This window comes from Corynebacterium sp. HMSC074C01, assembly GCF_001814605.1.
Lineage (GTDB): Bacteria > Actinomycetota > Actinomycetes > Mycobacteriales > Mycobacteriaceae > Corynebacterium.
The window spans coordinates 80,751-94,907 of record NZ_KV817278.1 but is presented as its reverse complement, the minus strand read 5'-3'; the positions used below and the strand labels follow the sequence as shown (position 1 = coordinate 94,907).

The 14,157-nt window shown below is 61.3% G+C and carries 12 protein-coding genes; 5 read left to right on the top strand and 7 right to left on the bottom strand.

The annotated features are described in order from the left end of the window. Nucleotides 1-68: 68 nt before the first annotated feature. The 7 genes from HMPREF2978_RS06110 to HMPREF2978_RS06080 all read right to left on the bottom strand — a co-directional run bounded on the left by HMPREF2978_RS06110 (nucleotide 69) and on the right by HMPREF2978_RS06080 (nucleotide 8,044). The gene (locus HMPREF2978_RS06110) at nucleotides 69-449 is read right to left on the bottom strand and encodes a monovalent cation/H(+) antiporter subunit G (protein ID WP_070744630.1); all 381 of its coding nucleotides are present in this window, start codon (nucleotides 447-449) and stop codon (nucleotides 69-71) included. Next, entirely contained in the window at nucleotides 446-718 is a 273-nt protein-coding gene (locus HMPREF2978_RS06105; protein WP_010188770.1) for a monovalent cation/H+ antiporter complex subunit F, read from the bottom strand. The genes HMPREF2978_RS06110 and HMPREF2978_RS06105 overlap by 4 nt, the downstream gene beginning before the upstream one ends. Then, a complete protein-coding gene (locus HMPREF2978_RS06100) occupies nucleotides 718-1,236 on the bottom strand; it encodes a Na+/H+ antiporter subunit E (RefSeq protein ID WP_070524673.1) in 519 nt (172 codons plus the stop codon). Before HMPREF2978_RS06100 ends, HMPREF2978_RS06105 begins: the two co-directional genes overlap by 1 nt. Beyond that, nucleotides 1,233-3,029, bottom strand: a complete 1,797-nt coding sequence (locus tag HMPREF2978_RS06095) for a Na+/H+ antiporter subunit D (protein WP_070744628.1) — start codon at nucleotides 3,027-3,029, stop codon at nucleotides 1,233-1,235. Before HMPREF2978_RS06095 ends, HMPREF2978_RS06100 begins: the two co-directional genes overlap by 4 nt. Then, nucleotides 3,022-3,522: a Na(+)/H(+) antiporter subunit C gene (locus tag HMPREF2978_RS06090; RefSeq protein WP_070744626.1), complete on the bottom strand. Its 501-nt coding sequence runs from the start codon at nucleotides 3,520-3,522 to the stop codon at nucleotides 3,022-3,024. Before HMPREF2978_RS06090 ends, HMPREF2978_RS06095 begins: the two co-directional genes overlap by 8 nt. Further along, nucleotides 3,522-6,437, bottom strand: coding sequence for a Na+/H+ antiporter subunit A (locus tag HMPREF2978_RS06085; protein ID WP_070524668.1), 2,916 nt, complete (start codon nucleotides 6,435-6,437; stop codon nucleotides 3,522-3,524). The genes HMPREF2978_RS06090 and HMPREF2978_RS06085 overlap by 1 nt, the downstream gene beginning before the upstream one ends. A 239-nt stretch (nucleotides 6,438-6,676) precedes the next feature. Continuing rightward, nucleotides 6,677-8,044, bottom strand: a complete 1,368-nt coding sequence (locus HMPREF2978_RS06080; protein WP_070524666.1) for a dipeptidase — start codon at nucleotides 8,042-8,044, stop codon at nucleotides 6,677-6,679. A gap of 96 nt (nucleotides 8,045-8,140) precedes the next feature. Between HMPREF2978_RS06080 and HMPREF2978_RS06075 the strand changes: the two genes are divergently transcribed. The 5 genes from HMPREF2978_RS06075 (at nucleotide 8,141) to ppk2 (ending at nucleotide 14,099) form a co-directional block, all read left to right on the top strand. Next, the gene (locus tag HMPREF2978_RS06075; protein WP_070744624.1) at nucleotides 8,141-10,114 is read left to right on the top strand and encodes an OPT family oligopeptide transporter; all 1,974 of its coding nucleotides are present in this window, start codon (nucleotides 8,141-8,143) and stop codon (nucleotides 10,112-10,114) included. Between the two features lie 274 nt (nucleotides 10,115-10,388). Then, complete coding sequence (groL, locus tag HMPREF2978_RS06070; RefSeq protein WP_070445838.1) at nucleotides 10,389-12,035, top strand: chaperonin GroEL; 1,647 nt, start codon at nucleotides 10,389-10,391, stop codon at nucleotides 12,033-12,035. Nucleotides 12,036-12,672: 637 nt separating this feature from the next. After that, entirely contained in the window at nucleotides 12,673-12,864 is a 192-nt protein-coding gene (locus tag HMPREF2978_RS06065) for a hypothetical protein (RefSeq protein ID WP_070524663.1), read from the top strand. A gap of 47 nt (nucleotides 12,865-12,911) precedes the next feature. Then, nucleotides 12,912-13,046 (top strand): hypothetical protein, encoded by a 135-nt coding sequence (locus HMPREF2978_RS13505; RefSeq protein WP_256375150.1) that lies wholly within the window; start codon nucleotides 12,912-12,914, stop codon nucleotides 13,044-13,046. Between the two features lie 153 nt (nucleotides 13,047-13,199). After that, the gene (ppk2, locus tag HMPREF2978_RS06060) at nucleotides 13,200-14,099 is read left to right on the top strand and encodes a polyphosphate kinase 2 (RefSeq protein WP_010188788.1); all 900 of its coding nucleotides are present in this window, start codon (nucleotides 13,200-13,202) and stop codon (nucleotides 14,097-14,099) included. Nucleotides 14,100-14,157: the final 58 nt, after the last annotated feature.

Here is a 14,157-nt window from a genome sequence, read left to right as displayed (position 1 = left end):
CACCTATTATTGCCTTTTGCAGCCTATATTAACGCTCCCTCTTTTCCTGGGAGAAGGGGCCCGTGTCCCTACTTTCGGCGCATGGAACGCGCGGCAGGGGCCTCATTGCGCAGCATTGAGTCCGGCGGGCCGTACAGGCCCTCACGGCGGGCGATACGCGTGGTTCTTTGTGCGGTCACCGGGCTGGTGATCATGGCAAAGAGGACTAGAAGGATGAGGATTCCCAGGTCACCCTTTTCTGCCACGCTGAAATACTCCGAGCCCGTTACCTTGATGATGGCGCCCAGAATGGTGAAGATGAGGCCCGTGGTTTGGGGTTTGGCGATGGCATGCACGCGCGCCATCGTGTCCCCAAAACGTGCCACTCCAATCGCGGCCGCCAAGATGAGTATCGAGCCGACAAGGATGAGGATGATGGAGAGGACATCGGCAATCAGTGCATAACTCATGAATCCCTCTTCCTGAAGCGAGTAACGGAAACCGTAGAGATGAAGCCGAGGAGAGCCACGACCAGCATCGCGTTGGAGACTGTGGTGTCCAAGGTCCAACAGATATAGGTGGCCAGGGCGCATTGGAACATGGCCACCAGCCCGTCCATGGCGATGAGCCGGTCGAGCGAGTTGGGGCCGATGACGATGCGCCACGTGGTGATGAGGAAGGCCACCACGAGGAAGCCCGCGGCCACGGTGAGCAGGATGTTATACACGTCAGTATCCATCAGGGGTGGCTCCTTTCGAAGATGGCAATCATATCGGCCTCCAGCTTGCGCACCGCCGCGATCTCACGCTCCAGGTGGGCTTCAGAATCGGCGTCGAGCAGGTGGATGGTGAGCATGCGGTTGGCAATGTCGATATCGGACACGGTGCCGCCCGGCTGCAGGTTGTACAGGCTGACCGCCAGCGCCAGAACGAACTCATTCTCCAAGCGCATCGGGAGCCTGACAATCGCCGTCTTGGGCACCTCCTGCGGGCGCACCGCCAGCCAGCCCACCTTGACGGAAGCTTCCATCAGCTCCACAAACCACTGCACCATGAAGATGAAAAGCTTTCCCCAGCTCACCGAAATCCCCGCCACGGGCATCGCCGGCAGTGGCAGCGCGAAGACGATGAACAGGCTGGCAAGCAGCCCACCTACCAGGTTCGCCACGGTGACTTCGCCCATGAGCATGCACCACATGACGATGATCCACACCATGAACCAGGGGCGGAAGCGGTGCTTAAGCCCGGCAAATCTCATCGCGATACCTCCTTTTCATCTTTGCTCACGGTGGTGGGCAGGGCGGGCGTAGCGCTTGGCGACGTCTTCGTTGTCGGTGCCACCGGCTCCGGATCCGGGATGGGCTCGCTCCGGTTCTTGCGAGAATCCGCGCCCTCCTCGTAGCGCTCAGCGGGGTCTAGGTGGCGCGTCGGGTCCTCGGCAGAATCACCCAGCACGGCATAGCGGTAGAGGGAGTCATCCTGCGCCGAGGTGGCCGCGCGGGTGGTCACCCCGGAGATGGGTCCCGCCAGGAAGGACATCGACACCGAAGCGATGACGAGTAGGGAAGTGGAGGCCAGCATGCCGAAGGGCACGCGGCCGACGTCATCGCGCTCTTCCAGCTCAACGTATTCGGTGACCTCGCCCAGCGGGGAAGGACGCACCATGGCGAGGTTGCCCTCGGGTGCGTCGCCGCGGTCACGCAGGAAACCCTTGGCCCAGACGAGGACCATGACGTACAGAGTGAGCAGCGAGGTGACCACCGCGCCGCCGATGAGGACCCACGACATCCACGATCCCTCGTTCGCGCCCGCCTGGAGCAGCATGATCTTGCCCAGGAAGCCGGAGAAGGGCGGGATGCCACCCAGATTCATGGCCGGGATGAAGTACAAAATAGCGATGAGCGGTGCGGTGTAGATCAGCGAGCCCAAGCGCCGCAGCGAAGAGGTGCCGGCTTGACGCTCGATGAGGCCCACCACCAGGAAGAGCGCGGTCTGCACCAGAATGTGGTGCACAGCGTAGAAGATGGCGCCTGACAAGCCCTGCGCGGTTCCGAGGGCAACGCCGAAGATCATATAACCGATGTGGCTGACCAGCGTGAAGGACAGTAATCGTTTGATATCCGATTGGGCGATGGCACCCAAAATACCCACGAGCATCGTGGCCAGCGCGACCCACATGAGCAGGTTATCTAACCCACCAGCGGTGAAGATGGAGGTGCGCGCGCGGATGATGGCGTAGACACCGACCTTGGTGAGCAGGCCCGCGAAGACTGCGGTGACCAGCGAAGGTGCGGTGGGGTAGGAGTCCGGCAGCCAGGCGTCCAGCGGGAAGACGGCCGCCTTAATGCCGAAGGCAATGAGCAGTACGGCGAACACTGCGGAGCGCGTGCCCGCCGGGATATCTTCCATGCGGATACCAATTTGGGCCATGTTCATCGTGCCCACCGCGGCGTAGATATAAGCCAAGGCCAGCACGAAGATGAGCGAGGAGGCCATGGAGACCATGACATATCCCACGCCCGCACGCACGCGCGCAGGCGAGGCGCCGAGGGTCAGCAGCACATACGAGGCCACGAGGAAGATTTCGAAGCCCACGTAGAGGTTGAACAAATCACCGGCCAGGAAGGACACGTTTACGCCCATGGTCAGCAACATGTAGGTGGGCAGGAAGACCGCCACCGGCTCGTCCTTGGTGCCGTCGCGCACGCCCTGGGAAATGGCGTACCACATCACGGAGAACAGGACGACGGAGGAGGTAAAGAGCATGACCGTGGACAAACGGTCCGCCACCAGCGTGATGCCCACCGGCGCGTCCCAGCCGCCCACCTGCACGGTCTGAATGCCGGTGGTATCCGCGATGAAAATCAACGCGGCGTTCACCGTGGCGAGCGTGAGCAGGGAGAAGAAGGCGATGCGACGTTGCGCATGGGCATTGCGCGCAAAGAGCATCGCCAGCGCGGCGGCCAAAGCCGGGATGATGATCGGCAGGGGGATCAGGTAGCTGATATACGGCAGCAACAGATCCACCAGGGGCGAGATGGTCTCACTCATCGGTGGCCTCCTTCACGGGAGCCTCGAAGAACTCGGGGCCAAACTTATCGCCTTCCTTGGTGTTGCGGCCGGTGGTCGGGTCATTGGAAGCATCGTGGTCCGGGGCAGCCGAGGCATTGCCCGGGCGCGAGGCCATCGCCGCGATGGCGGTGTCCTCGGTGTCGTCCTCAATCACGTCCGCCGTGCGGTAACGGTACTGGCGGTAGGCCAACGTGAGAATGAAGCCGGTCAGCGCCATCGAAATGACGATGGCCGTGAGGATCATCGCCTGAGCCAGCGGATCGGCGATTTCCTCGCCATAGGGCAGGGAAGTCCGGCCGTCGATTGGCGGCGAGCCAGCCTTACCGCCGGCCATGAGCATGAAGAGGTTCGCACCATTGCCCAGCAACAAGATGCCGAGCAGCATCTTGGTCATGGCGCGGTCTAGCAACAAGTACACCCCGGCGCCGCAGAGTACGCCCGCAGCGAGTAGGAGCATGAGGTTGGCATCCATTAGGCGCGTCCTTTCTCTGCAGTGGCAGTGGTTTCTTTCTCGTTCGCCCGGCGTGCCAGGGAGCGGGCGCGGTCGCGGGCGCGTTGCTTACGCATCTCTTCTTCCTCATCGAGCTTGGCGCCCAAGGAGGACAGGACGTAGAGCGTGAGGCCGACGACGATGAGGTAGACGCCGGCGTCGAAAATCAGCGCCGAAGGCAGGGATACATCACCGATGAGCGGCACGCCGACCTTCGTGTACCCGGTGGTCAGGGGCGGATAGCCCAAGAGCATCGGGGTGATAACTGCGCTGAGGGAAAGAAGCAGACCCACCGCCATGGTGCGGCCGCCGTCGAGAGGCAGCGCCTCATCGAGCTCTTCGCGCCCGCCCGCCAGGTAGCGCAGAATCAGCGCCAAGGCCGCCACGAGGCCGCCGGCAAAACCGCCGCCGGGGGCGTTGTGGCCGCCGAAGAAGAAGTACAGGGAGAGCACCATCATCGAGGGGAAGAGGATGTGGGTGCTCACGTCCACCATGAGCGAGCGGTTGAGCGCCTTCTCTGATTCCACGCCCGCGGCCAGCCAGCGGCGGCCGGTGACCTGCAAGGTCGGGCGGCGGGAGGAGCGGGTGAAACTCTGCGTGCGGTAGATCAGCGAGGCGATACCCGTCGCCGCGATGATGAGCACCGTGATTTCGCCGAAGGTATCCCACGCGCGCAGGTCCACGAGCAAGACGTTGACCGTGTTGGCGCCGTGGCCGATCTCCTTGGCCAATTCCGGCATGTACTGCGAGATGGGTTCCTCGCGCCGGGCGTTGATGGCGAACATGCCCACCACAGTGACGGCCAGGCCCACGCCCACCGCCAGCCACGCGCGCAGGCGGCCGGATTTGGGGTCCTGCTTCCACTCGGTATTCGCCGGCATGCGGCGCAGCACGAGCATGAAGAGCACCATAATGATGGTCTCCACGAGGAGCTGCGTCAGCGCCAAGTCCGGCGCGCCGTGAAGCGCAAAGATGAAGGACAAGGCGTAGCCCGTCGCGCCCACCAGGATGACGCCGGAGAGGCGGTTATCCAGCACCGTGGCGGCGATGGCGGCGATGATGATGACCACCGCTGCGATGGCCTGCCAGGGGTTCTCGGCCACGATCATGTGCACGTTGGTGAGGTCGCCGCGGATGAGCATGACGATGGGCAGCACCATGAGGGTGGCAAAGATGACCGTGAGGTTGAACTGCAGCGAACCGCGCTGCGTGGAAGCGGTGATGCGCAGGGAGAGTTGGCGCAGGGCGTTGATGACGGCGTCGTAGGAGTCATCGGCCGAGCCCAAGGCCGGGTAGGTGAACTGGGCCTTCGTGAGGGCTTGGCGCTGCCAGTGCAGGAGAGAACCGGCGACGATGATGACCACGGAGAGCAGCAACGGGATGGTGAAGCCATGCCATAGCGCTAGTTCGGACGCGTGCTTCGCGCCAAAGGTGTTGTCCAGGTGCTGCGTGATGCCGTGGGACAAAGGCAGCGGCAGCAGACCAAAGAAGATGGTCAGCAGAGTCAGCACCGTCGGCGGGATCCACAGGAAGGGGCCGATGTGGTGCATATTCGCTACCGCTTCAGAGGGCTCCTCCTGCCCCTTCGAGGAGAACGCGCCCCAGAGGAAGCGCAGCGCATAGGCCATGGTCAGCGCGGAGCCGACGACGACCGTCACGAGCAGCATGTTGCGCGGCATGCCGACCAAGAGCTCCTCGTGCATGATCGCCTCGAGCGTGGCCTCCTTGGACACGAAGCCCAGCAGCGGCGGGATACCGGCCATAGACATCGCGGGGAGGATGGCCAGGATGTACAGCGCGGGTTTCTTCTTGCCCAGGCCCGCAAGCTTGTCGATGTCCCGGGTTCCCGTCGAATGGTCGATAGCGCCGACGATCATGAAGAGCGCGGCCTTGAAGAGGGAGTGCGCGAAGGTCAGCGCCAGCCCTGCCTGCATGGTCTCGCGGGATCCGATGGCGATGATGGCGGTGATAAAGCCTAGCTGCGAGACGGTACCGTAGGCCAGAACCAGCTTCAGGTCGCGCTGCTTGAGCGCCATCCAGCCACCGAGCAACATGGTGAAAGCACCAAGGGGGATGACCACGAGGTGCCAGGTAGAAATGTCATGCACCGAGGGGGCAAGGCGCGCGACGAGGTAGATGCCGGCCTTCACCATCGCCGCGGAGTGCAGGTAGGCCGAGACTGGGGTCGGCGCGGCCATGGCGCCGGGCAGCCAGAAGTGGGCCGGGGCGATGGCGGACTTGGAGAGCGCACCGCAGAGAATCAGCACGATGGCCACGGTGAGGTAGGGGGTGTTGGCGAGGTCTTCGGTGGCGGCGATACCGCTGAAAGACCACGCGCCGGTCTGGCGGCCGAGGAGGGTGATACCCACCAACATGGCGAGGCCGCCCAGAACGGTCACCATGAGGGCCTGCTGCGCTGATCGACGCGACGAGGCACGCTCGCCGTAGTAGCTCACCAAGAGGAAAGACAGCAGGGAGGTGATTTCCCAGAAGACGTAGAGCAGCAGGAAATTATCGGAAATCACCAGGCCATACATGGCCGTGGCAAAGCCCACCATCTGGCCACCGAAGAGGGCGAGGCGCCGCCGGGAATGGTCGAAATAGCCCCAGCAATAAAGCAAGACCAGCGCGCCTACTCCCAGGATGATGAGGCTGAATAACGCGGAAAGCGCGTCCATGCGGAAGCTGATGTTCAGGTGTGCCGCCGGCATCCAGTTGAGGTCATAAGCCAGCTGGTTGCCGTTGCGTAGCGTGCCAGTGGTGAGCTGCTGGAGTACCCAGAAGAAGCCGACTGCGGGCGCGATTGCCAAAAGCCCGAAGGCGCGGCGGCCAAGGTAGAAAATGAGGAATGGGGCAGCAATGGTGGCGATGACCAAAGCGCAAAAGAGGGTGAGCACGAGGTTGCAGTGGCGTCCTTTCCTTGTCGGGGGACTGGGCTAAACCCACCGCACTGGCGGGCGTTCACTAATGCTCACGATACAGTCTGAAATCCCAATTTTCACATTTTCGTTTCATACAGTTATAAATGCGTCTCCTGTTGGCGTTCCGCCACGTCACCAACAGCGCGTCCAGAGTGCATCCGGAAGGAAGCGGGACCCCGCCCGGCGGATGGCTCTGCCGAGCGGGATCGCGCCACTTAAGCGAAGCGCTGGAGGAAGAGCGCTTCGGCGATGGCGATCTTTTCAATTTCGCTCGGGTCGACCGACTCATTGGCGGAGTGAATGGTGCACTGCGGCTCCTCCACACCAAAGAGCGCGATCTCCGCGTTCGGGTGCTTCTCCTGCAACTCCACGGTCAGCGGAATGGATCCGCCCATGCCCTGGGTGATGGTCTCGGCCCCGAAAGCCTCGCCGAGGCACTCGCCGAGTAGAGCCACGGCGGGCTTTGCCGGATCGGTTTCGAAGCCCAGGTTGGCCTCCAGGATGGTGACCTCGATGTGTGCGCCCCACGGGACGTGCTTCTTCAGGTGCTCGGCCACGGCCTCCGCGGTGGTGCGGGGATCCATGGTGGCGGGGGTGCGCAGGTTGATGTTGGCCTCGGCGGTAGCGGGCACGGCGTTGACGGCCTCGGCCACCGGGGTGGAGGTAAAACCGGTGACGGTAATCGCCGGGCGGGCCCAAATCATATCCGCGATGGCGGTGGCACCGGCCGGATCCTTCGCGCCCATGACCTCGGTGCCCTCGAGCATCTGGGCATCCGAGCGGAAGTTCTCCTCGCGGTAGGCGGTGTCCTGGCCCTCGGCCAGCGGCCAGGAACCCGCACAATCGACGCCGTCGATAGTCGTGCGGCCGTACTCATCCGTCAGGGAATCCAGCGCGCGCATGAGCGCCTTGACGGCGTCGGGAGCCGCGCCGCCGAACTGGCCGGAGTGCACGGCAGAGTGGAGGGTGGAGACCTTGACGTTGATCTGGGAGCCGCCGCGCAGGGAGGTCGTCAGCGTCGGCACACCCACCTTGGCGTTGCCGGCATCGGCGATGAGGATGGCGTCGGCAGCAAAAAGCTCCGGGCGTTCCTCGATGAGCGCGGACAGGCCCTCGCCGCCGCGTTCCTCGGAACCCTCAATAAGCACGGTGAGGTTAAGGTCGGTTCCACCGTGGGCGTCGAGCGCGCGCAGTGCCGCCAGGTGCATGGCGACGTTGCCCTTGCAGTCCGCGGCGCCGCGGCCGTACCAGCGGCCATCGCGCTCAGTCAGGGTGAAAGGATCGGAATCCCAGGCCTCCGGGTTGCCGGCGGGCACCACGTCATAGTGCGAGTAGAGCAGCACCGTCTTCGCGCCCTCCTTGCCGGGGCGCTTGGCGACGATCGCCGTGGAACCATCAGCGGTGGTGATGGCTTCGGGGGTGAAGCCGACGTCGACAAGCGCGGCGTGAACCCACTCCGCTGCCTTCGCGGTCTGGTCCTCTAGACCCGGCTCGTTGTGGACGGAATTGAAGGAAACGAGCTCCTTGAGCTGGTTGAAGATAGTTTCGCGGTCGTTGTTCACAAACTCAGAAATCTTGGTCATGCCCTCCAACCTACTCGTATCCCCGAATCGGTCTATCGACAAGTAGGGAGTAATATATTCCGGGTTCTAGTAACTATTCCTTAGAAAGGACCTGACATGGCGACGACGACCGCCGAAGGTTCCCAGTCCACGCTCCGCGAGCTCACGCTGCGCGGCATTATTATCGGTGGACTCATCACTCTGATCTTTACTGCCGCCAACGTGTATCTCGGCCTCAAAGTAGGCCTGACATTTGCCACGTCCATTCCTGCCGCCGTGATTTCCATGGCGGTGCTGCGCCGCTTTGCCGGGCACAACGTTAAAGAGAACAACATTGTGCAGACCATCGCGTCGGCAGCCGGTACCTTGTCCGCCATCATCTTCGTGCTCCCGGGCCTGGTGATGGTGGGCTATTGGCAGGGCTTTTCCTTCATTGATACCGCCGCAGTGTGCGCCATCGGTGGTGTGCTCGGCGTGATGTACTCCATCCCGCTGCGCCGTGCGCTGGTGACGGGCTCGGACCTGCCCTACCCGGAGGGCGTGGCCGCGGCCGAGGTCCTCAAGGTGGGCGATAGCTCCGGTGAGGACGGCGAGGCCGCCCATGAGGAAAACGCAAAGGGCCTGCGCGTCATCGTCTTCGGTGGCATCCTCTCCGCGCTCATGGCTTTGCTCGCGGCAATGAAGGCGGCTGCCTCTGAGGTGGCCACCTACTTCAAATTCGGCTCGGGCGCGACGACGCTGGGCACCTCCCTCTCGCTGGCGCTGGTCGGCGTGGGCCACCTCGTGGGTCTGGCCGTGGGTATCGCCATGCTCGTCGGCGTGGTTATTTCTTACCTCATCCTGCTGCCCATCCTGACCGGTGGTGAGGGCCTGGGTGATCCGGCTGCCATCATGGAGACCGTGGATACGGTCTTCTCCGATAGGATCCGCTTCATCGGCGTGGGCACCATGGCCATCGCGGCCGTATGGACGTTGGTTAAGATTGCGGGCCCGATTGCCAAAGGCATGGCTGAGTCCTTCGCCTCCTCCCGCAACCGTAAGGATGGCCAGCAAATGGCAGTGGAGGAGCGCGATATTCCAGCGCCCTATGTCATTGGCACCATCCTGGTCCTGATGGTTCCGATTGGCTTGCTGCTGTGGAACTTCGTGCGCGGTACCGATATTCATGACCACATGGGCGTGCTGATCACGGTCTCCGTACTCTTCACCTTGCTGGTGGGCCTCGTTATCGCGTCGGTGTGTGGCTACATGGCGGGCCTCATTGGCGCTTCTAACTCGCCGATCTCCTCGATTGGCATCATCGCGGTCATCGCCGCTGCGCTGCTGATTGCCGCCGTGACCCGCGGTACGGATGCGGAGCCGCTCTCGCTGGTGGCTTATACGCTGTTTACCGCGGCCATTGTCTTCGGCATCGCGACCATTTCCAATGACAACCTGCAGGACCTCAAGACTGGTCAGCTGGTTGGCGCGACACCGTGGAAGCAACAGGTAGCGCTCATCATTGGTGTCCTCTTCGGTTCCTTGGTGATCCCGCCGATTCTCCAGGTCATGCTCACCGGCTTTGGCTTCCAGGGCATGGAAGGCGCTGGCGAGGATGCACTGGCCGCACCGCAGGCTGCGCTGATGTCCTCGGTGGCCTCCGGTATTTTCGATAACTCCTTGCCGTGGGATCTCATTGGTCTGGGCGCGGCGATTGGTGCCGTCATCATCATCGTGGATGAGTGCCTGCGCCACTTCACCGACAAGTATTCCCTGTCTCCGCTGGCAGTGGGCATGGGCATGTACCTGCCGGCGGCGATCACCATTGTGGTGCCGATTGGTGCGTTCTTGGGCTACTTCTACAACCGTTGGGCGGCACGCCAGTCCAAGCCGGATTTTGTCAAGCGCATGGGTACGTTGCTGGCCACCGGCCTCATCGTGGGCGAGTCCCTCTTCGGTGTGGTCAACGCGGGCATTATCGCGGCATCGGCCGGCGACTCCCCGCTGGAGATCTTCGAGGGCGGCACGGGAGCCAAGTTCGTTGGCGTCATCCTCTTCGTTGGCGGTATCGCTGCGACATATAAGTGGACGGCGAAGAAGGCTGCTTCTTAAGACAGCGTGATTGGTTCTTTTTAAAGGGCGGTTCGATCAAACGGGCGGTGTTTTTGCACCGCCCGTTCGCTTATAGCGTTCGTGTTGAACCTTGCAGTCGGTAGGTCTGAGTGCCAGAATGGTCGCTAGCACTTCCACATGGTAAGTGCCAGAAATAAACAGAGTCATCTATGTGGTTGGGGCTGGAGAACACTCGCCAGCCGTGCCGTCGCGGGCGTCCGTCATAGATCAGACGTGAGTGTCGTCCTCAACAAAGCTTAAGGAGCACAAACACATGGCAAAGATCATTGCCTTCGATGAAGAGGCACGTCGCGGCCTCGAGCGTGGCCTCAACACGCTTGCCGACGCCGTCAAGGTCACCCTCGGCCCCAAGGGCCGCAACGTCGTCCTGGAGAAGTCCTGGGGCGCCCCGACCATTACCAACGACGGTGTCTCCATCGCGCGCGAGATCGAGCTCGAGGACCCGTACGAGAAGATTGGCGCTGAGCTGGTCAAGGAAGTAGCCAAGAAGACTGATGACGTCGCCGGTGACGGCACCACCACCGCTACCGTTCTGGCACAGGCTCTCGTGCGTGAGGGCCTGCGCAACGTAGCCGCTGGTTCCAACCCGATGGGCATCAAGCGCGGCATTGAGGCCGCCACCAAGAAGGTTGTTGACTCTCTGCTCTCCTCCGCGAAGGAAGTAGAGACCCAGGAAGAGATCGCCACCACTGCAGGAATCTCCGCCGCTGACCCGGCAATCGGCGAGAAGATCGCCGAGGCTATGTACACCGTGGGCAACGGCTCCGTGAACAAGGATTCCGTTATCACCGTTGAGGAGTCCAACACCTTCGGCGTTGACCTTGAGGTCACCGAAGGTATGCGCTTCGACAAGGGCTACATCTCCGGTTACTTCGCTACCGATATGGAGCGCCAGGAGGCAGTCCTCGAGGATCCGTACATCCTGCTGGTCTCCTCCAAGATCTCCAACATCAAGGACCTCGTGCCGCTGCTGGAGAAGGTTATGCAGACCGGCAAGCCGCTGCTGATTATCGCTGAGGATGTTGAGGGCGAGGCCCTGTCCACCCTCGTGGTCAACAAGATCCGCGGCACCTTCAAGTCTGTTGCTGTGAAGGCTCCGGGCTTCGGTGACCGCCGCAAGGCCACCCTGCAGGACATGGCTATCCTCACCGGCGGCCAGGTTATCTCCGAGGAGGTCGGCCTCTCCCTGGAGACCGCCGAGATCGAGTACCTCGGCCAGGCGCGCAAGGTCGTTGTGACCAAGGATGAGACCACCATCGTTCAGGGTGCTGGCTCCCAGGAGCAGATCGACGGCCGCATCAAGCAGATCCGCGCCGAGATCGAGAACTCCGACTCCGACTACGACCGCGAGAAGCTGCAGGAGCGCCTGGCCAAGCTGGCCGGCGGCGTGGCAGTCCTCAAGGTTGGTGCCGCTACCGAGGTCGAGCTTAAGGAGCGCAAGCACCGCATCGAGGATGCCGTGCGCAACGCCAAGGCTGCTGTTGAGGAGGGCATCGTTGCCGGTGGTGGCGTGGCTCTGCTGCAGGCAGCTGAGGTTCTGGATTCCCTCTCCGACCTCACCGGTGACGAGGCAACCGGCGTCAAGATTGTCCGTGAGGCGCTGTCTGCTCCGCTGAAGCAGATTGCTCAGAACGCTGGCCTGGAGCCGGGCGTTGTCGCTGACAAGGTCGCCTCCCTGCCGGCTGGCCAGGGTCTCAACGCCGCTTCTGGCGAGTACGTGGATCTCATGGCTGCGGGTATTAACGACCCGGTTAAGGTCACCCGCTCCGCGCTGCAGAACGCTGCGTCCATCGCGGCTCTGTTCCTGACCACCGAGGCTGTTGTGGCTGATAAGCCGGAACCGGCCGGTGCAGGCGCTGGCATGCCGGACGCTGACGCAATGGGCGGCATGGGCTTCTAAGCCTCCTGAAGGCCCCGTACGTCGCCCTAGCGGCAGACGATGGAGCCGAACCATCAAGGAATTGAAGCGCCCCACAAATGGCGATAAACGCTGTTTGTGGGGCGCTTCGGCGTGTCTCGGCCACTTCGCTCTTCAGATGTGCTCTTTGAGAGCTTTTCGGTATCAATATGAGAGATTTGCACCTCACCATATAAATCACGGCGAGGAGTGTGGCTCCACTCCCTTTAGTAACAGGCGTCCCACCATTAACTTTAGACCCCCAGATGGGGGTGCCCCTTCAAGAATTATTTTCAGCAGAAACTGATGCGGTTGAAAGAGAATGGCTAAAGGCTATCGCTTGCTAGAGCGAAAAACGTTACGCAATGCCGTGAGTTTTTCGCAGCTTAATCCCTGCGCCTTTCATAAAACCCCAGTTAGAATACGTTTTTAAAGTGTGCGCCCCGTTAGCGGGGAAGGTGATGGAGCGCTCGAGTGTCGATTGCCGAGGTTTAGAGTTGGCGAAACTTGTGACTCAAATGAACTTGATTTGTTGTCATCTTGTGCCAAAATACTTCTTGTGACGCCCACTGAGGGTGTCTGCAAACTGCAAACCCCTCCGGGGCACTGAATCGCTTCGGACCTAAAATAGGAGTTCACTATGGATCTCTCCCTCATCCAGACTCACCTCGACAACTTTGTTCACACCTGGGAAGGCTGGGGTAAGATTGCCGCTAACCTGCCGACCGTTCTGAACAACGCTGTTGACATCTTCTTCGGTCTTCAGAGCGACGAGTACGAGGTTGGCGACGCTTTCTCCAACACCTCTTCCGCTCTGCTGAGCAGCAAGTAATAATCGGGTTTACGCCCATCCCCTACTAATTCATCATAGGAGAATCTATGTCTTCCGTTCTGTTTGATGCCTTCAACCTTTCTTCCGCAATTGCTCTCGACTTCTCCGGCATCGCCGCTATCATGCAGCCGCTGGTTCAGGTCGCTAAGGGTGCTTCCGAACTGATCGGCATGTTCGTTTAAGAACAACCTCAGCTCTGAGCTTTAAAGCTCACTGAAGCAAGAAGGCCTACCGTTTCGGTAGGCCTTCTTTTCGTTTTGATTGCTGTCTTGAGGGAAGGGGTAACTGCGAAGGTTTAGGGCACTTGTGGTGTTGGTTCGGGTTAAACTAAAAGTATGGCTGACATTAAAGACGACGAACTCCCCGAGATCGACCTTGCACAGACCGACGGCTACGTCGTCGATGACTCTGATGAAGATGATCCTTCGCTGATCATGCCGGATGGCTCGCCCGTCGAGACCTGGCGCGAGAACTACCCCTACGAAGAGCGCATGACGCGCGATGAGTACGAGTCCATCAAGCGCGCCCTGCAGATAGAGCTGCTGAAGTGGCAGAACTGGACCAAGGAAACCGGCCAGCGCCACATCATCCTTTTTGAAGGCCGCGATGCCGCGGGCAAGGGTGGCACCATTAAACGCTTCAACGAGCACCTCAACCCGCGTGGTGCACGCACCGTAGCGCTAGAGAAGCCATCCCCGCGCGAGTCCACCTCGTGGTACTTCCAGCGCTATATTCAACACTTCCCGTCCGGCGGTGAAATCGTCTTCTTTGACCGCTCCTGGTACAACCGCTCCGGTGTGGAGCGTGTCATGGGCTTCTGTACGGAGTCGCAGCACGCGGAATTCTTGCGTGAGGTGCCGATGCTGGAGAATATGCTTCTGGGCTCTGGTATTTCGCTTACCAAGCTGTGGTTCTCCGTGACCCGCAAGGAGCAGCGCACCCGCTTTGCTATTCGCCAGATCGACCCCGTCCGTCAGTGGAAGCTTTCGCCCATGGACTTGGCATCGCTAGATAAGTGGGATGATTACACCCGCGCCAAGGAGGAGCAGTTCCGCTACACGGATACTGAAGAGTCTCCGTGGATCACCATTAAGTCCAACGATAAGAAGCGCGCCCGCATTAACGCGATGCGTTACGTGCTCTCCAAGTTTGAGTACACCAACAAGGATCACGAGCTCGTTGATCAGGTAGATGACAAGATTGTCAAGCGTGGCCGCGACCAGATCGGTGACTAGTCACCACGCACCGACCGCGCATTAGCGGCTCGTGCATGCATAAAGAAAGAGGCGGCCA